This is a genomic window from Bradyrhizobium icense, from assembly GCF_001693385.1.
GTDB lineage: Bacteria > Pseudomonadota > Alphaproteobacteria > Rhizobiales > Xanthobacteraceae > Bradyrhizobium > Bradyrhizobium icense.
The window spans coordinates 4767565-4784831 of the sequence record NZ_CP016428.1 but is presented as its reverse complement, the minus strand read 5'-3'; the positions used below and the strand labels follow the sequence as shown (position 1 = coordinate 4784831).

General features: G+C 62.6%; 17 protein-coding genes. 9 read left to right on the top strand and 8 right to left on the bottom strand.

The window, feature by feature from the left end; genetic code table 11:
* Positions 1–15 precede the first annotated feature (15 nt).
* The 6 genes from fabG (at position 16) to gmk (ending at position 5736) form a co-directional block, all read left to right on the top strand.
* A complete protein-coding gene (gene fabG, locus LMTR13_RS22685) occupies positions 16–753 on the top strand; it encodes a 3-oxoacyl-[acyl-carrier-protein] reductase (RefSeq protein ID WP_065732907.1) in 738 nt (245 codons plus the stop codon).
* Between the two features lie 304 nt (positions 754–1057).
* Complete coding sequence (locus LMTR13_RS22680; protein WP_008969609.1) at positions 1058–1297, top strand: acyl carrier protein; 240 nt, start codon at positions 1058–1060, stop codon at positions 1295–1297.
* Positions 1298–1394: 97 nt separating this feature from the next.
* Positions 1395–2660, top strand: coding sequence for a beta-ketoacyl-ACP synthase II (gene fabF, locus LMTR13_RS22675; RefSeq protein ID WP_065729755.1), 1266 nt, complete (start codon positions 1395–1397; stop codon positions 2658–2660).
* A 126-nt stretch (positions 2661–2786) separates the two neighbouring features.
* Positions 2787–4064: an endolytic transglycosylase MltG gene (gene mltG / locus LMTR13_RS22670; protein ID WP_065729754.1), complete on the top strand. Its 1278-nt coding sequence runs from the start codon at positions 2787–2789 to the stop codon at positions 4062–4064.
* 127 nt (positions 4065–4191) lie between these two features.
* Positions 4192–5079, top strand: a complete 888-nt coding sequence (locus LMTR13_RS22665) for a YicC/YloC family endoribonuclease (protein WP_065729753.1) — start codon at positions 4192–4194, stop codon at positions 5077–5079.
* Between the two features lie 3 nt (positions 5080–5082).
* Positions 5083–5736: a guanylate kinase gene (gmk, locus tag LMTR13_RS22660; RefSeq protein WP_065729752.1), complete on the top strand. Its 654-nt coding sequence runs from the start codon at positions 5083–5085 to the stop codon at positions 5734–5736.
* 18 nt (positions 5737–5754) lie between these two features.
* Here the strand turns inward: gmk and LMTR13_RS22655 are convergent, their stop codons facing one another.
* From LMTR13_RS22655 to LMTR13_RS22610, 8 genes are all read right to left on the bottom strand, one after another.
* Positions 5755–6864, bottom strand: coding sequence for a hypothetical protein (locus tag LMTR13_RS22655; protein ID WP_156795725.1), 1110 nt, complete (start codon positions 6862–6864; stop codon positions 5755–5757).
* A 737-nt stretch (positions 6865–7601) separates the two neighbouring features.
* Complete coding sequence (locus tag LMTR13_RS22640; RefSeq protein ID WP_065729748.1) at positions 7602–8093, bottom strand: hypothetical protein; 492 nt, start codon at positions 8091–8093, stop codon at positions 7602–7604.
* A 34-nt stretch (positions 8094–8127) separates the two neighbouring features.
* A complete protein-coding gene (locus LMTR13_RS22635) occupies positions 8128–9477 on the bottom strand; it encodes a caspase family protein (RefSeq protein WP_065729747.1) in 1350 nt (449 codons plus the stop codon).
* Between the two features lie 917 nt (positions 9478–10394).
* Positions 10395–10784 (bottom strand): putative quinol monooxygenase, encoded by a 390-nt coding sequence (locus LMTR13_RS22630; RefSeq protein ID WP_065729746.1) that lies wholly within the window; start codon positions 10782–10784, stop codon positions 10395–10397.
* A 103-nt stretch (positions 10785–10887) separates the two neighbouring features.
* A complete protein-coding gene (locus LMTR13_RS22625; protein WP_065729745.1) occupies positions 10888–11583 on the bottom strand; it encodes a dihydrofolate reductase family protein in 696 nt (231 codons plus the stop codon).
* A 14-nt stretch (positions 11584–11597) separates the two neighbouring features.
* Positions 11598–12056: a cyclophilin-like fold protein gene (locus LMTR13_RS22620; protein WP_065729744.1), complete on the bottom strand. Its 459-nt coding sequence runs from the start codon at positions 12054–12056 to the stop codon at positions 11598–11600.
* Positions 12056–12451 carry a (R)-mandelonitrile lyase gene (locus LMTR13_RS22615; RefSeq protein WP_065732906.1) on the bottom strand — a complete coding sequence of 132 codons (396 nt, stop codon included), beginning with the start codon at positions 12449–12451 and terminating at the stop codon, positions 12056–12058. Before LMTR13_RS22615 ends, LMTR13_RS22620 begins: the two co-directional genes overlap by 1 nt.
* Before the next feature lie 129 nt (positions 12452–12580).
* Positions 12581–13360, bottom strand: a complete 780-nt coding sequence (locus tag LMTR13_RS22610; RefSeq protein WP_065729743.1) for a carboxymuconolactone decarboxylase family protein — start codon at positions 13358–13360, stop codon at positions 12581–12583.
* 223 nt (positions 13361–13583) lie between these two features.
* On the opposite strand from LMTR13_RS22610, the gene LMTR13_RS22605 reads away from it, so the two are divergent.
* From LMTR13_RS22605 to LMTR13_RS22595, 3 genes are all read left to right on the top strand, one after another.
* Complete coding sequence (locus LMTR13_RS22605) at positions 13584–14489, top strand: LysR family transcriptional regulator (protein ID WP_065729742.1); 906 nt, start codon at positions 13584–13586, stop codon at positions 14487–14489.
* 96 nt (positions 14490–14585) lie between these two features.
* The gene (locus tag LMTR13_RS22600) at positions 14586–15350 is read left to right on the top strand and encodes a class I SAM-dependent methyltransferase (protein WP_065732905.1); all 765 of its coding nucleotides are present in this window, start codon (positions 14586–14588) and stop codon (positions 15348–15350) included.
* 319 nt (positions 15351–15669) lie between these two features.
* Positions 15670–17115 (top strand): IS1182 family transposase, encoded by a 1446-nt coding sequence (locus LMTR13_RS22595; RefSeq protein ID WP_083219143.1) that lies wholly within the window; start codon positions 15670–15672, stop codon positions 17113–17115.
* Positions 17116–17267 lie beyond the last annotated feature (152 nt).

Here is a 17267-nt window from a genome sequence, read left to right as displayed (position 1 = left end):
CGGAAGGAGACATTGATGTTCGATTTGACTGGCAGGACGGCGCTGGTGACCGGCGCGACCGGCGGCATCGGCGGTGCGATCGCGCAGGCATTGCATGGGCAGGGCGCGACGGTCGCAATCTCCGGCACCCGCCGCGAGGTGCTGGATTCGTTTGCCGGCAAGCTTGGCGAGCGCGTCCATGTGCTGCCGTGCAACCTTTCCGACAGCGCGGAAGTCGAAGCGCTGGTGCCGGCGGCGGAAGCTGCGATGGGGCAGGTCGATATCCTGATCGCCAATGCGGGCATCACGCGCGACAATCTGTTTGTGCAGTTGCGCGACGAGGATTGGGACGACGTGATCCAGGTCAATCTGACCGCGACGTTCCGTCTCGCCCGCGCCGCGACCAAACTGATGATGCGTAAACGCTTCGGCCGGATCATTGCGATCACCTCGATCGTCGGCGTGACCGGCAACCCCGGCCAGGCCAACTACACCGCGTCGAAGGCCGGAATCATCGGCCTGATCAAGACGCTGGGTGCGGAGTACGCCAAGCGCAACGTGACCGCCAATTGCATCGCGCCGGGATTCATCAAGACGCCGATGACCGACGCGCTCAACGACAAACAGCGCGAGACCATCCTGGCGAAGGTTCCTGCGGCGCGGCTGGGGACACCGGAGGACATCGCGGCAGCAGCCGTCTATCTCGCCTCCAACGAGGCAGCGTACGTCACCGGTCAGACGATTCACGTCAACGGCGGAATGGCCATGATTTGAGCGAGTTATTGCCCCGATCGATGCGGCCAAAGGTCGTTTGCCGGGGCGGGTGAGGCTTGTAGTCAAGGCTTGGGAAGTATGATAACCGAACCCCCGACGGAATGGGCAAACAAGGCCATTGCAGGATTTTGAAACCCTGTATATTGGCGTGACGACGCCTGCCGTTCGCCGGGGCTTTGTCGGCTACCACCGGGCCGAATCAAGACTATGCGCGATAGCGAAGGAAGTTTAACGACCACGATAGCTCGTAGCGTCTCTGTAGCGTCTTGGGGTCGGGTCCAATGGAACAAGCACGAGGTTAAAGATGAGTGAGATTGGCGAGCGGGTTAAGAAGATTGTGGTCGAACACCTCGGTGTTGAACCCGATAAGGTTGTCGACAACGCAAGTTTCATCGACGACCTCGGCGCCGACAGCCTCGACACCGTCGAGCTTGTGATGGCATTTGAAGAAGAGTTCGGCTGCGAGATTCCCGATGACGCTGCCGAGACGATTTTGACCGTCGGCGATGCGACGAAGTTTCTCGAGAAGAACGCGAAAAGCTGACGTCCCGGGCGGGTAGAGACAGAACCGGACGGGCCGTTAGCGAACGGTCCCCCGGTTTCTTGTTTTGGGCCGCCGATTTCGGGCTGGAGTTTTTGACATGAGGCGGGTTGTCGTCACGGGGCTGGGCATGGTTACGCCGCTCGGCTGCGGCGTTGACACAACGTGGGCGCGTATCCTCAACGGCCAGAGCGGCGCCAAGAAGATCGACACTTTCGAAGTCGCCGATCTTGCGAGCCAGATTGCCTGCGTCATTCCGCGCGGCGACGGCGCTGACGGCACCTTCAATCCCGACCAGTGGATGGAGCCGAAGGAACAGCGCAAGGTCGACGACTTCATCATCTTTGCAATGGCTGCGGCACGTCAGGCGCTCGACGACGCCGACTGGCATCCTGCAACCGAAGAAGACAAATGCGCTACCGGCACCCTGATCGGCTCCGGCATCGGCGGCCTGTCCGGCATCGCCGAGACGTCGCTGCTGTTGAAGGAGCGCGGGCCGCGCAGGGTATCGCCGTTCTTCATTCCGGGGCGGCTGATCAATCTCGCTTCCGGTTATGTCTCGATCGAGCACGGTCTCAAGGGTCCCAACCATTCCGTGGTCACGGCCTGCTCGACCGGCGCGCATGCGATCGGCGATGGTGCCCGCCTCATTGCGCTCGGCGACGCCGACGTGATGGTCGCGGGCGGCACGGAATCGCCGATCTGCCGGCTGGCGATGGCCGGCTTTTGCGCGGCGCGAGCACTCTCGACCGGCTTCAACGAGACACCGCAAAAGGCCTCGCGGCCCTATGACAAGGACCGCGACGGATTCGTGATGGGCGAGGGCGCCGGTGTCGTGGTGCTCGAGGAATATGAGCACGCGAAAAAGCGCGGTGCGCGAATCTATTGCGAAGTGATCGGCTATGGCCTGTCGGGCGACGCCTATCACATCACCTCACCGTCACCGGATGGCGATGGCGGCTTCCGCAGCATGAGCGCGGCGATCAAGCGCGCCGGCATCGCGGTATCCGACATCGACTACATCAACGCCCACGGAACTTCGACTCAGATCGGTGACGAGATCGAACTCGGCGCGGTGGAGCGGCTGCTCGGCAACGCCGCTTCCAAGGTGTCGATGTCGTCGACGAAATCATCGACCGGGCACCTGCTCGGTGCTGCCGGTGCGATCGAGGCCATTTTCAGCATCCTTGCGATTCGCGACAACATCGCTCCGCCCACCATCAATCTGGAAAATCCGTCGGTGCAAACGGCAATCGATCTGGTGCCGCAGACGGCGCGCAAGCGCGAGATTGACGTCGCGCTGTCGAATTCCTTCGGTTTCGGCGGGACCAACGCCTCCGTAATCGTTCGGCGCGTGGCCGACTAGCAAGTGTTTGGAACGACTCCACCGTTTTGCCGTATTCGGCGATGACTTCTACATGCGGGCGTATGCTATCGGCTAGGCAAGGGATTGCCGAGTCGCGATTGAACCGACAGGATTCAGGTTGCATCGATGAGTGAGAGGCCGCCCATTTCACCACGGAGCCCGCGTGCTGCGTTGGAGCCCGAGCAGGTGCCGCCGCCGCCGAAGCGGTCGGAGCGCGCCCGCAATCCATTCGTGGTGGTCGGCAATGCCATCTTCACCATCCTGATCATTCTCATGATCGGGGCAGGAGCGGTGTATTATTACGGCAGACAGATCCTGGAAACGCCGGGTCCGCTCAAGGAAGACAAGATCGTCAATATTCCCTCGCGTGCCGGAAAGCGCGACATCGCCGACGCGCTGTTGCGCGAAGGCGTGATCAACGTCAATCCCTGGATATTCATCGGCGGCGTATTTGCGCTGAAGGCGAGCTCCGACCTCAAGCCGGGCGAATATTCCTTCCAGAGGAAGGCCAGCCTGCGCGACGTCATCGCCACCATCGTCGAAGGCAAGGTGGTGCAGCACGCCGTTACCATTCCGGAAGGTTTGACCTCCGAACAAATCGTGACGCGACTCCTCGACAACGACATCTTCGCCGGCTCGGTGCGGGAAATACCGCGCGAAGGCACGCTGCTGCCGGAAACCTACAAATTCCCGCGCGGCACCACGCGCGAGCAGGTGATCCAGCGCATGCAGCAGACCCAGAAGCGGGTGCTTACGGAAATCTGGGAGCGCCGCAATCCGGACGTCCCGGTCAGGTCGCTGGATCAGCTCATCACGCTGGCCTCGATCATCGAGAAGGAAACCGGCCGGGCCGACGAGCGCAGCCGCGTGGCCGCGGTTTTCACCAATCGCCTGCGGCAGAGGATCAAGCTGCAGTCGGATCCGACCATTATCTATGGCCTGGTCGGCGGCAAGGGAACGCTGGGCCGGCCGATCAAGCGCAGCGAAATCACCCAGCCGTCGCCCTACAACACCTATGTCATCGACGGCCTGCCGCCCGGGCCGATCGCCAATCCCGGTCGCGCCTCGCTCGAAGCCGCCGCCAACCCGGCACGCACGCGCGACCTGTTCTTCGTGGCTGATGGAACGGGTGGGCACGCCTTTACTGAAACCTACGACCAGCACCAGAAAAACGTCGCCAAGCTGCGGGCGCTGGAAAAGCAGATCCAGAACGACACCGTCGAGCCGTCCGAGGATGCACCACCGCCGGCTGCGGCTGGAGCGCCGCCCGATACCAATCCGACTGCGACGACGCCACGGCCGGCAGCACCGGCGAAGAAGCCGCCCGCCCGTCCTGCGGCACCTGCAACCGCGCCGGCCCGCCAGGGCGCGGCGACCACGGCGCCGCCGGTGGTTGAACGCTGACGCCGGCCGGTCGAGAAGGCTTTCCAGGCCGCAGCCGGAACGTAATTCCACTTTGGCGGAAATCGGCTTATGGTCCCGCCGTTCATTTCGAGTCTCGAAATCCCTGTCTTTCGGAGAGTGTTACGCGATGGCGCTATCGAGCATGACCGGTTTTGCCCGGAGCCACGGCGCCAGCGGCCCCTACACGTTCGAATGGGAACTGAAGTCCGTCAACGCCAAGGGTTTTGACCTGCGCTTGCGCCTGCCGCAGGGCTGGGACGAACTCGAGGCTTTTGCCAAAAAGCGCGCCGGCGAGGTGCTGTCGCGGGGCACGGTGTACGCCAATCTCAACGTCAAGCGCGCCAACGCGGTCTCGATCGTGCGCATCAATGAAGACGTGCTCGCCTCGATCGTGAAGGTCGCGGGCGTGCTCGCCGGCAAGATCGATGCGGTGGCGCCCAGCATCGACGGGCTGCTCGGCATCAAGGGCGTCATCGAAGTGGTCGAACCCGAAAGCGACGAGGCGGAAGACAAGGCGGCAAGGGACGCGGCGGCCGCCGCCTTCGAGCAGGCGCTCGGCCATCTGGTCGAGATGCGCCGTCGCGAAGGCGTGACGCTTGGGCAAATCCTGATCCAGCGCATGGATGAGATCGAACGGCTGGCGAAAAAGGCCGAAGCCGCGCCCGGCCGCAAGCCGGAGGCGATCAGGGCGCGCCTGGCCGAGCAGGTGGCAGCGCTCCTGGAAACTTCCGAGCGCTTCGATCCCGACAGGCTCAATCAGGAAGCGATCCTGATTGCGAGCAAGGCCGACATTCGCGAAGAGCTCGACCGCATCGCCTCGCATGTCGCGCAGGCCCGCGAGATGATCGGCAAGGGCGGGCCGGTCGGGCGGCGGCTTGACTTCCTCGCCCAGGAATTCAACCGCGAGGTCAACACCTGCTGCTCCAAATCGAACGATCTGGAATTGACCCAGACCGGGCTCGAGATGAAAAACGTGGTCGAGCAGTTCCGCGAGCAGGTGCAGAATCTGGAGTGACCGATGACGGCTGCTGGTTTCGACGGGGTTGAACGGCGCGGGCTGATGTTCGTGCTCTCCTCGCCCTCGGGCGCGGGCAAGACCACGCTGTCGCGCCTTCTGATCGAGCGGATGCCGGGTTTGAAGATGTCGGTGTCCGCCACCACGCGGCCGATGCGGCCGGGTGAAGTCGATGGCCGCGATTATTTCTTCGTCGACAAGCCCAGGTTCGAAGCGATGGTCGCGCAGGGCGAATTGCTGGAATGGGCGACCGTGTTCGACAACCGCTACGGCACGCCGCGCGCGCCGGTCGAGGCTGCGTTGTCGGCCGGCCAGGACGTGCTGTTCGACATCGACTGGCAGGGTACGCAGCAATTGCGGGAAAAGGCCCGTGCCGACGTGGTCAGCGTGTTCATCCTGCCGCCGTCGGCAGCCGATCTCGAGAAACGGCTGCACACGCGTGCGCAGGATTCCGACGAGGTCATTCGCGGGCGGATGAGCCGCGCCACCCACGAACTCAGCCATTGGGCGGAATACGACTATATCGTCGTCAACCACGACGTCGATGACGCGTTCGCCGAAGTGCAGTCGATCCTCAAGGCCGAGCGGCTCAAGCGCGAGCGCCGCACCGGTCTCACGGAGTTCGTTCGCAAGCTGCAGCGTCAGTTGGAGAAATAGCTGCCGCCTCGGCTTCGGTTACGTCTGCGCGCTGCGGGCGAGCCGGGCCAGCATTTCCGTAACCTGCTGATCGCGCTCTCGCTCCTGCGGGACGCGCGCTCGTTCTTGCGGCACCCGCACCCGCTCCTGGGGTACGCGTACTCGCTCTTGGGGTACGCGCACTCGTTCCTGCGGTACGCGGGCGCGCTCCTGAGGCGCGCGCGGCCGCTCCTTGGGCACGCGGGTATGCTGCACAGGGCCGGCGCCGGCGCGCCGCAGCCGGGCGTCTTCGTCGTGGAATACCGGTGGCGATGGACGCTTGGTGCGGGCGGAGTCCCACATCGCGCCTCGCTTGCGGCGCATGGCGCGGCGCGCCCGCATGCGACCGATCCTGACGATCGCGCTGACCGTGAGGCCGGCCAGCGCGAGCGCGGCCGCCATTACCAGGAGCAGCATCTTCAGCGAGGCGGTTGGCTTTGCCGGCGCCGGTTCTGCTGCGACAGGCGCAACCTGTTCTGCCGCGGGCTGTTGCACTTCGTCAGCCTGCGGCGGCTGGTTTGCGGGCGTGGCGGCGGCGACTTGTTGATTGGGTGGGCTGGTCGAGGAGCTCGCGGCGGGAGCGTCGTTCCATCGCATGCTCGACAGCGGCGCTGGTGCCAGCACATTCGGCATCGCTGCGCGTTGGCCGTTCTGATCGGCGGGCGCAGGCACGGCGCCAGCCGTTTGCGGCTCGGCTTTGGCAGACGGATTTGGCTCGGCGCGGGCTTGCTGGGCAACCCATTCGGCACGCGCGTCGTCGAACGACTTGCGCGTCTCCGCTGGCGGCGTCGGCGCTTCTGCCGAAGACGACGCCGGCGCAGATTCCGGCGGCGCGGCGCGCGTGAACTTGTCGTCAGCCTTCTCGTTCTCCTCGCGGAGATACCAGCATTTACGTTTCGTCGTGCGGTCGATGCGATAGTACCAATGGCTGCCCGCGGGGGTCGCGCCCTTCGGCGCCGACAGGCAGTTGTCTGCTGCGGCCTGGGCCACTTGCGTGCCGGCCTCCGCTACTGGTTCAGCCGACTGCGCCCGGAGATCCGTCGCCGTGGCCAGAGTTGCTCCTGCCACAGCAAGGAGAGCCGGGACGAATTTCACGGAACGGTACGACATCTGCATCCCCGGCAACGCTACGCGACGCTTGATGTCCCCAATCTGGTCAGAGACTTGGGTCGCAATGAGCCGCAATTTCGGAGCGGATGGGGTATAATTGCGGCTCGCGCGCTGCCTCACATGTGGCGGGATAAGCCGTTGAGATTTCGATGGAAAATTAGAGGCTTTCGGCGGGTCGGAAGGGCTACTGTTTAGAAGCGGTCCAGCGTCCGGAACAGCCGTCCGATCGCACGAACGAGCCGGAGCCGCTCCGGCCCGAGAAACGGCCCGAACTGGTCCAGCTCAAGCCAGAGACGGATCCGCCGCTCCTCGTCGCGCCATTTGGGCTGACCGACCCCGAGCTCAACTCGCCCGAAATCCTGCCCCCGGAAATGACAAATCTTTCGGTGCTGCTGCCGCAAGGCGTGCCTACGGCAACGGCAACCCAGGAGCCATCGAAATTGCCGCCGCTACCTCCGCCGCCGCTTTTTCGTGACGCGCGGCGTGGCTCATCGGATTCGGGTTTGGCGCGACGCGCCGGCTTTGATGATTCAACCGCGCGCGGCGGCTCGCGTGAGCCGGACAGCGACTTCTCGTCGTTGCCGATGCTGCCGCCGGCGCTGCCGGATTGCGCCACGGCTGCGCCGCTTATGACGGCCGAGATCAGGAGCGAGCAGAGGCCAATTCCGATCGAATGTTGAGCCGAGTATTTCATAATGAAATGTTCCAATATTTCCCGGCTGTGGTGAGCAGCCGCGCTATTGCTTCGACGCCGTCCATGTCCCGGTGCAGCCATCCGATTGCCGGAACGTCCCGCCGCCGCTGCGGCCGGACAGGCGGCCCGTCGTGATGACCGTAATGCCGTTGCCGCTCGAGGTGCCGTACACCCGTCCGTCCGTGCTGACGGTGCCTCGGGCGCTCTGGCCGATGATCTTGCCGCTGGTGACGACGACGGCGTTGCTGCTGGTGCCCTGACAGGTGACGCCGCGGGACTGGACGATCCAGGCGCCATCGAAAGTGTTGCCGCCGCCTCCGCCGCTCTTGCGTCCGGCACGGCGCGGTTCGTCTGCATCGGATGGGTTGCGCCGCGAGGATTCGGTGGGCCGCGATGGTTCGCGCGAGCCGGATAGCGACTTTTCATCGTTGCCGATGCTGCCGCCGGCGCTACCGGATTGCGCATAGGCCAGACCGCCACATACCAGCAGGGTAAGGACAGCGATGGGAAGCGAGCGTTGGATGGCATTTTTCATAAACAGGCAATTCCAGCATCGCGAACAATAAATTTCAACGGCCCGATCCATCGGCACAGACCGCGCCAATAACGCGGCAGGATTTGCCAGCCTTGCCGCACTCGTCAAGCGCCGCCTGCCGCGCGTGCTGAACGGTGTTACGCTGGACCAGCGACCATGACTTGTCCGAGATCGCGAATGCGCCGCATCGCGAGCCATAGAAGCTCAACTCCATCGGACATTTGTTGCCGCCGCAATTCTTGAGCGCGTCGTCGATCGCCGCGCGCCGAGAGGAATGATTCCACGACATTCCCCATTTGTCGCTGTCCGGGCCGTAGACGATCGAGCCCCACGGTTTCAGGTCTTCCATCTTGCGCAGCCGCGTCAGCACGCCTTCGGTGGCCTCGCCGGTCGGCGTCATCCTGGCCTTCTCCTGAAACCTGCTGATCGCCAGCCGCATGCCGTTCTTGCTGTCGAGCGGCTCCGGATCGTAATTGAGCTCGAACAGGCGGTCGCTCAATTCGCGCAGCAGGACGGGATCCTTGATCGGAATGCGGTCGGGATCCCGGCGCAGCGTCGAGACCAGCGGTTCGGGCTGCGGCGCGACCGCGACTTGTTGCGGTGCCGGGGCAGGGGGCACGAAATAGAAGCTGCCGTCGATCGGCGAGGACGACACCCAGGGCTGTTGCGATCCGCCGGTCTGGCGTTTCACGGCGAGGCCGACCTGGTTGAAGGTCTGGAAGATGTCGAGTCCGGCCTGCTTGATCGTCGCAGCCAGCGCCTTGGTATAGGGGCTGTGGCCGTCGGTGCCGTCGAGCGCGACATTGCCGGGCTGCGTCGCATAGGAGATCAGCGTGCCTTCGGGCGCGCGCATCTGCGCCAGACCGCCGTCGGAGGCGCGCAAGCCGCGCGCGCCGAATGGATTGTTTCGGCAGGCATCGAGGATCACCATGTTGAGGCGCGTGCCCGAGCCCTGCATCTGGCGCAGCACGAGGTTGACGTCGACCATCTGGAAATCGACATCGGCCTCGCGCGTCGGGTTGGCACTCACGGGGACGAGATAGTTCGAGCCGGAGACCTGCACGCCATGGCCGGCGTAATAGAACAGCGCGACGTCGGCGCCCTGAACCTGGCGGCCGAAATTCTGCACGGCCAAATCCATCGCCGGCTTGTCGAGATCTAGCTGGGCGAGGCCGCCGATCAGCGTGAAGCCGAGACTCGAAAGCGTCTCCGCCATCAGCACCGCATCATTGCGCGGGTTGTCGAGCCGGGTGACGTTTTGATAGGCGGAGTTGCCGATCACCAGCGCGACGCGCTTTTCCGCGGCGGCAGGCGTGACGCAGAGCAGCGCGATCAAGAGCACCAGCGCCGAATATTTGCAGCTCCCCTCAAAAGCCCCGCGCATCTCCAATAAAATCCCATAATGAAATGGCAGCAGATTATCAGTCCGCGCGTTCCGCGAAAAGCGGTACGGCGTCGCAAAACAGGGGCGGGTGGGGCAGCCTTATGCCGGTGCTGGCATACGCATGGTTGTTTTCGCTGGATGCGGCCACCACTGGATACGCATTGCGATCTCGCGGCGCGGGTGCGCCCGAAGTTATGCATCGACGAAGCCCTCAGGAAAAAGAGGGCGCAGGGAAAGTCGGGGAAAGCCGGGTGCCCATGACACCCGCAGTCGTGCGCAAGAACGCACACGGCGGACCGCAGGTGCGCCGGAACACCCCGGCTTTCCCTGCGCAATGGTTTTAACGGCTTATGCCGCGTTCTCCCCGGAGCCGAATTCCTTTGGCCTTCGTCGCCGGCGGATTGGCGATTGATCGAACGCCCGGTTGGGCCCGACAATCTCCATCGGCTTGACACCAGCAACGGGTGCCAGGACCGCGCGGTATTGCCGTCCACGGCTTCCCTTGCAGGACGTGCTTCGACCGAGCCCATGTGCTGCCGGCCAAAGATCTTGCAAGAGCGTTTAAGCGCCGGTCGTCTGCGCGCCGTTCAATCGCTCACGAGGCGAAGCCCGCCCTGCAATCACGCGCGCGCCTGACGCTGCCGCGTCCACCGCAACCCCCTCCCAACGTCAGTGACGCTGGCCAACGCCCCTCTTCTCGGGACGGGATAGCTGGAGTTGTAGGTTTGATTTGGGTGCCGCGTTAAGCGAAAAATTTTCAGGAGGGGCGAAATAAGTTTCTTGCCATGGGGGGCTAATCAGTGATTGGGGCGACGGAGAAACAGGACTCTGCCGCGTTGTGCTTCGATTGAGTGCACTGGCACCGTAATCCGGATGATGAAACGGGCCGATGAAGGTATGGCTCACATTGATCTCCTTCATCTGGGCTTGGCGCCGAGCCGGATTGGCACTGCGTCGCGAAGCTTGAGTGACTTCACCATGTCCTGGGTGGTGAACTTGTATTTCTTGAAGTGATCGGTTTCGAGGTGCGCTCTGTATGCCTCCACGTCAGCGTACATCTCAAAGACCAGGATGCGAGCCGGATTCTCTTTGTCGGCCACGGCATACAGAGCCAGTACTCCAGGTTCGAGCCGGACGGCTGCTTCGATCTGCTCATTCACCGCGGCCTTGTAAGACTCAAGTTGACCCGGATCGATCTCGATTTCGGCCACTCGCACGTAGGGTTCTCTGCTGTCCTGAGCGAAAGCTGGCGCAGATGCCATGGCCAGCATCGTGGTACCCAGCGCGAGAAGCTGCCTGATTTCCATGTCACTCTCCTTCGACCGCGGGCGCCGGGCGCGGAATGATTTTGCTGTCGAACCTTGAGTGTTGCGTCGCGCACGGGACTCGCAGATGTACTGCATTGCGTGCTTAGCTATTCTGCATCCGGTATCGGAGCCATACAGCGCCTCCATCCAGCCCCTGACTGCTCTCCAGCGCCATCGAGGAAATCGGAGCACGTTGTCCTGACTCAGCGTCCATCGAGTCGAAAACGCTTGGCGCTCCTTTCGCGCCATCCACGGTCGGGCACAGGATCAAACTCAGTTCATCTACGAGCCCGGCACGCAGGAACGAGCCGTTCGTACCGCCGCCGCCTTCGAGCAGCAGACGCTTGATGCCGAGTTCCCGGTTGAGGATTTCCAGCACGACCCGCAGGTCCAGTTCGGTCTCACCGCCAAAGATGTAGGACACACCCTCGGCTCGCAGGCCTGCGAGATGCGCATCCGAAACCGTCGTGGTCAACACCGCGACGATCGGATCGTCTCCGATATCCGGCCGACCCCAAGCGATCGTGCCCTGGGCATCGAGCACTATCCCGTAGGCCTTCGCATCGCGATGAACGAACCAGGATTCCCGTGGGAAGGATTCTTTTGTGGACTCCGGATACGGTCTGCCTTTGGCGAACTCCTGCCCCGTGACCCGTCCGACGAGCCAGGCATCGCCGGCGAGTTCCTCGTGAAGGCGCTCGAACAGCCCACCGGCAAGAGCGTCTTGCGGGCGCCATCGGCTGGGCAGCGTACGGCCATCCACGCTGGCGACCATGTGGCAGATAACATGCGGCTTCATGCGGGACCTCGATGTCAGGAGAGTAACTCGATGCGCAGGGGGAATTTGCCCTTCGTGAGCAGAGGCTGAATTCCGTCATCCAGACGGCCAAGCCGGATCAATCCTCTCGAGAAGTGATAGCTGCCGTAAAAGAAGGCCAAATTGCCCCAGGGTCCGTAGTAGCAGACGTCGCCCGGCGCCTCGTCGGAGAACGGCCCGCTTCCGTCCTCTGTCAGTTTTCGTGGCAGATAGGCTATCTTTTCGTTGTCCGCGTAGTCCTCGATGGTGAGGTCGACCGGCAAGATCGAGGCGAAGTCGCGGACTGATGGATTATTGAAAAGAGTTGCCGTGAAGCTTTGTTGACCGAGACCGCATCGTATCCGCAAGTTCGTTACTCCATTCTGCGCGGCTACGTTCTTCAAAGCCTGACCAACAACAGACCGCGGCAAGACAGCGAGTCCCAGAACGGCCCCTATGACAGCTCGGCGCTCCATCACTTGCGGTACTGCTCGTCGCTGACCTTCTCCAGCCAGTCGACGTTCTTGCCGCCAAGCGACTCCTGGATCGCGATGTGAGTCATTGCAGTGGTTGCAGTCCCGCCATGCCAGTGCTTCAGCCCCGGCGGAAACCACACGACGTCGCCCGGGCGGACTTCTTCGACGGGGCCACCCTCGCGCTGCACCCAACCTAGTCCCGCGGTGATGATCAGTGTTTGACCGAGCGGATGCGTGTGCCAGTTGGTGCGAGCGCCGGGCTCAAAAGTGACTTGACCGGCTCCGACCCGCGCCGGATCAGGCGCCTGAAACAACGGATCCACGCGGACAAATCCGGTGAACCAGTCTGGCGAGCCTTTGGCAGAAGGACGCGAGCCGTTTCGCTTGATGTCGATGTCCATGTCTCTGCTCCTTGCCTCGGCCGGCAATGTTTGGGCGGCAAGTTTGCCGAGCGTTGTCAGCGAAACGGCGCCGGCTGCCGTGATCGCGATTGCTACCCGCCGCGAGTGGGTCCGGATCATCTGCTATTTGGACCTCTTCTCGATCACGTCCTTGACGACCGGCGCGGCGGAGAACGCGTTCGGCCAGCCGGTATAGAAGGCGAGATGGCCGAGCAGCTCCCCGGCTTCTTCCCGCTTCAATCCGTTATCCATCGCGCGATTCAGGTGGTACGAGATTTGAGCAACTTGTCCGGTTGCGACGAGAGCGCTGACCGTGACCAGACTGCGGTCCCGCGGAGCCAGGCCCGGCCTCAGCCAGAGATCGCGGAACAGCACGTCGGTCGTGTATTGGACGAGGCTTGGAGTGATCTGGCCGAATTGCTGTTCGACGCGCGACGCACGCCGCGACTCCGCCGCCTCGTCCAGAGGAAGGTTTCCCGATGCCTGCAGGATTTGGTCCGCCCCGATGTTGCGGCTCCTGAAGACCTCGCTGGCGGCCGGAATCGCATTCATTGCGTTCGCCCAGCCGGTATAGAACGCTAGGTGCGTGATAATCTCCGATATCTCCGCCGGCTTTACGCCGTTGTCGATCGCAAGATTGAGATAGTACGGCAGCTCGACCGTCTGGTCGCGGGCAATGAGAGCGGCGAGGGTGACGATACTACGATCTCGGGGAGAAAGACCGGGCCGCTTCCAGAGATCGCCAAGCACGACACCTTGCGCGTACCTTTCGAGGGCCGGCGCGACCGCCCGAATGTCAGGGGATGTGAGCATCGGCTTTGCTCCTTCCGGGGTTGTCGGTGCCTGCGCCATCGCTTGAGCTAACAGGCAGAATGAGAAGGCGGCGGCGGCAGGCACTCTCATGGAGAGTCTCCTCGTTGGTGGGCGCGCCCCAGAGACCCCGGGCGATACGAACGCGTTCACAGCTCCTGGCGCGTAGGCGGATCGAGGATTTCAGTGAAGTCCAGATTGATCCTGTCTGCTTGCCGAGGCGTGCCGGGCCTCGATTGCTGATCCAAGCCTAAGCCTTCCGCCGTCCGATGATTAGGTGATAGAAGCTACATGCAATCATTAGGTGGGCTTATCAATGAAACGCGAAGATGCGAGCGACCTCCTCGCCTTCCTTGCAGTGGCGCGGGAGCGCAGTTTCACCAGGGCTGCCGCGAAGCTCGGAATGACTCAGTCGGCGCTCAGCCAGATCATTCGCAGCCTGGAGGACCGAATAGGCCTCAGGCTGTTGAACCGGACGACGCGCAGCGTGACACCAACGCAGGCCGGAGAACGGCTGTTCCTGAGTATCGGTCCCAAGTTCAACGAGATGGACGCTGTGCTTGCTGCACTGAGCGAACTCCGCGAAAGGCCGGCCGGGACCATCCGCCTCACCGCGACAGAGTATGCTGCCACCGAAATCTTGCTGCCTGCCTTGCGCAAGATCCTGCCGAAGTACCCTGAGATTCACGTCGAGGTGATTATCGACTACGGGCTCACCAACATCGTGGCGCAGCAGGTAGATGCAGGTATCCGGCCAGGCGAACTTGTTGCAAAGGATATGATCGCTGTTCGGGTCAGTCCCGACTTGCGAATGGCCGTCATCGGCTCGCCGTCTTATTTCGCTGATCGCAAGCGGCCCCGGACACCACAGGACCTGACAGATCACAACTGCCTCAACCTTCGCCTGCCGACCCACGGCGGCAGCCTTTACGCCTGGGAATTCGAAAAGAACGGGCGAGAGGTCAACGTTCGTGTTGAAGGCCAGCTTGTGTTCAACAGCGCGGGCCTCCTCCTGGAAGGAGCTCTCAAGGGCTTCGGACTAGCCTACCTCACCGAAGGCCACGTGCAGCCGTACGTTTCGAGGGGACAACTTGTCCGCGTTCTTTCGGATTGGTGCCCACCATTCTCCGGGTATCACCTGTACTATCCCAGCCGGCGCCAAGTTTCCCCCGCGTTCTCATTGATTGTGGATGCGCTTCGTTTCCGAGGGCAGGTCGGATAGGACGAAAGACGCCGGAGCGCCCCTTGGACTGGACCGAGATGGTCTACAAGCCGGACTCATTGCCTAGGCCGACTCCATATGGAGATGGAGATAAACGTGGCACAGAATATCTACGACAATCCCGATTTCTTCGCTGGCTACAGCCAATTGCCTCGCCAGGTGCATGGGCTGGACGGTGCGCCCGAATGGCCGGCTGTGCAGGCAATGCTGCCCGCGCTAACTGGCAAGCGCGTGGCCGACCTGGGCTGCGGCTTCGGCTGGGCCGCGCGCTGGATGCGTGCGCAGGGCGCGGTCTCGGTGCTTGGCCTCGATCTGTCGCAGAACATGATCGCACACGCCAAGGTCGATACTTCGGACCCGGCCATTGATTATCTGCTCGCCGATCTTGAGACACTGGAACTGCCCGAAGCGGCTTTCGACCTCGTCTACAGTGCGCTGACCTTTCACTATGTCGAGGATTTCCAGCGCCTCGCGCGCATGAATCACAAGGCGCTGGTCCCCGGCGCAGATCTGGTCTTCACGGTTGAGCATCCGATCTTCATGGCGGCGGCGCATCCGCGTTGGATCGCTGATGAAGACGGCCGCAAGACCTGGCCGGTCAACGGCTACTCGGTCGAGGGCGAGCGCCGCACGGACTGGTTCGCCAAGGACGTGCTGAAGTACCACCGGACGCTCGGCACGACGCTCAACACGCTGATTGATGCGAGCTTCGAGTTGCGCCGGGTCGAGGAATTCGCCCCGACGCGCGAACAGATCGAGTCCTCGCCAGAACTGGCCGAAGAGCTGGAGCGGCCGATGATGCTCCTGGTCTCAGCGCGAAAGACAGAAGTGTGCGCTCGAGCCGGCGCGGAGGTGTGCTGATCCCGACTGACAGCATCCAAGAAACGCTAGAAGGGCCCTAACGGAGGCGCTGAGGCCCTCCTTTTGCGGGAACGGTGTCGCAGGGGAGGTGCGACATCGCACCAATTGACCTACCAATCGGTTCAGCGTCCAAGCCGGGCCTGATCAGATCGTCGCCTCACTAACCGTCGATCGCGCATTTAGTCGCAGATGCGCTCGCGGATCTTGACGCGTTCACCAAAGCGGTTGGTGCGTTCGCGGGCGGGCTAGCTGCTGACCCTGGCTGTGTGAAAAGCCACGAGTCAGGTACGATTCCTCCGTTTCCTGATGGGGGATAGGGATGGGACGCTTCGTTGAAGGCGCGGACAGATCCCAGCTGACGCTCTTGCCGGAATGCCTGGAGGATTGGGTAAGCGAGGACAACGCGGTCCATGTGATCGATGTGTTCGTCGAGGCGCTCGACCTGCATGGACTGGGGTTTGAGCGTGTGATCGCCAAGGAGACGGGCCGGCCCTCCTATCATCCGGCAGTCCTTCTGAAGCTTTACATCTACGGTTATCTCAATCGGGTGCAATCCAGTCGGCGCCTGGAACGTGAGGCGTACCGGAATGTCGAGGTGATGTGGCTGATCGGCCGCCTGGCTCCCGATCACAAGACGATCGCCGATTTCCGGAAGGACAATGGCGCGGCGATCCGGAAGGTTTGCGCGAAGTTCGTTGCGCTATGCCGGCAAATGGGCCTGTTGCAGACCCCGAGCGTCGCGATTGACGGCAGCAAGTTCAAGGCGGTGAACAACCGCGATCGCAACTTCACGCATGCCAAGATGGCGAGGCGGATGGCGCAGATCGAGGAAAGCGTCGGTCGATATCTGCGTCAACTCGATAGCGCCGATCGGCAGGAGCCTTCGGAAGCGATCATCATCAAGACAACGAGGATCAAGGAAAAGGTCGCTCGGCTGAAGCAGGAGATGGGCCGCCTGGAAGTGCTTGATGCGCAGATGCGTAACACGCCGGATCAACAGATATCGCTCACCGATCCGGATGCCCGTTCGATGGCCACCAGCGGACGCGGATCGGGCGTCGTCGGCTACAATGTCCAGGTCGCTGTGGACACCGAACACCATCTGATTGTTACGCACGAGGTCATAAACGTCGGCAACGACCGTGGGCAGCTTGCTCGGATGTCGAAACAAGCCAAAGAAGTGCTCGAAGTGGACAAACTCGAGGCCGTCGCCGACCGTGGCTACTTCGACGGAGAAGAGATATTAGCCTGCGAAGAGGCTGGCGTTGCAGTCACCTTGCCCAAGCCCATGACGTCGAACGCCACGGCTGAGGGCCGGTTCGGCAAACAGGACTTCGCCTACCTGCCTGATGCGGACGTCTACCGCTGCCCATCCGGCCAGCTGCTGTCCTATCACTACACCAACATCGAGCATGGAATGACGCTGCGCCGGTACTGGTCGACAGCGGCGTGCCAGAGCTGCGCGATCAAGAGCCATTGTACGCCGTCCAAGGAGCGCCGCATCACGCGCTGGGAGCATGAGCATGTGGTCGAGGAGGTCCAGAGACGGCTCGATTCCAATCCCGACGCCATGCGGACGCGGCGCGAGACGGTCGAGCATCCCTTCGGCACGATCAAAGCCCGTATGGGTGCGAGCCACTTCCTGATGAAGCGCCTACGGAATGTCGCCGCTGAGATGGCGCTGCATGTTCTCGCCTATAACCTCACACGGGTGATGAACATCGTCGGCAAACCGAGCCTGATTGCAGCCATCCGCGCCACCTGAAGGTCAGAAAGTGCGTCGAAAAGCGTAATACCGCGTCGCGATACCCACTTTGGCCGTCATTGGACGATCCGACGCGAGAACATCGGCCGCCTGCCGACCACGGCCGCGTGCCGACCTATCGGTTTGCACACAACCAAGACCCTGAGCGAACA

What these genes read in the sequence shown, in the direction of transcription:
- fabG (WP_065732907.1), top strand. Translation starts at nt 16, where the DNA reads ATGTTCGATTTGACTGGCAGGACGGCGCTGGTGACCGGCGCGACCGGC.
- LMTR13_RS22680 (WP_008969609.1), top strand. Translation starts at nt 1,058, where the DNA reads ATGAGTGAGATTGGCGAGCGGGTTAAGAAGATTGTGGTCGAACACCTC.
- fabF (WP_065729755.1), top strand. Translation starts at nt 1,395, where the DNA reads ATGAGGCGGGTTGTCGTCACGGGGCTGGGCATGGTTACGCCGCTCGGC.
- mltG (WP_065729754.1), top strand. Translation starts at nt 2,787, where the DNA reads ATGAGTGAGAGGCCGCCCATTTCACCACGGAGCCCGCGTGCTGCGTTG.
- LMTR13_RS22665 (WP_065729753.1), top strand. Translation starts at nt 4,192, where the DNA reads ATGGCGCTATCGAGCATGACCGGTTTTGCCCGGAGCCACGGCGCCAGC.
- gmk (WP_065729752.1), top strand. Translation starts at nt 5,083, where the DNA reads ATGACGGCTGCTGGTTTCGACGGGGTTGAACGGCGCGGGCTGATGTTC.
- LMTR13_RS22655 (WP_156795725.1), bottom strand. Translation starts at nt 6,864, where the DNA reads ATGTCGTACCGTTCCGTGAAATTCGTCCCGGCTCTCCTTGCTGTGGCA.
- LMTR13_RS22640 (WP_065729748.1), bottom strand. Translation starts at nt 8,093, where the DNA reads ATGAAAAATGCCATCCAACGCTCGCTTCCCATCGCTGTCCTTACCCTG.
- LMTR13_RS22635 (WP_065729747.1), bottom strand. Translation starts at nt 9,477, where the DNA reads ATGCGCGGGGCTTTTGAGGGGAGCTGCAAATATTCGGCGCTGGTGCTC.
- LMTR13_RS22630 (WP_065729746.1), bottom strand. Translation starts at nt 10,784, where the DNA reads ATGGAAATCAGGCAGCTTCTCGCGCTGGGTACCACGATGCTGGCCATG.
- LMTR13_RS22625 (WP_065729745.1), bottom strand. Translation starts at nt 11,583, where the DNA reads ATGAAGCCGCATGTTATCTGCCACATGGTCGCCAGCGTGGATGGCCGT.
- LMTR13_RS22620 (WP_065729744.1), bottom strand. Translation starts at nt 12,056, where the DNA reads ATGGAGCGCCGAGCTGTCATAGGGGCCGTTCTGGGACTCGCTGTCTTG.
- LMTR13_RS22610 (WP_065729743.1), bottom strand. Translation starts at nt 13,360, where the DNA reads ATGAGAGTGCCTGCCGCCGCCGCCTTCTCATTCTGCCTGTTAGCTCAA.
- LMTR13_RS22605 (WP_065729742.1), top strand. Translation starts at nt 13,584, where the DNA reads ATGAAACGCGAAGATGCGAGCGACCTCCTCGCCTTCCTTGCAGTGGCG.
- LMTR13_RS22595 (WP_083219143.1), top strand. Translation starts at nt 15,670, where the DNA reads ATGGGACGCTTCGTTGAAGGCGCGGACAGATCCCAGCTGACGCTCTTG.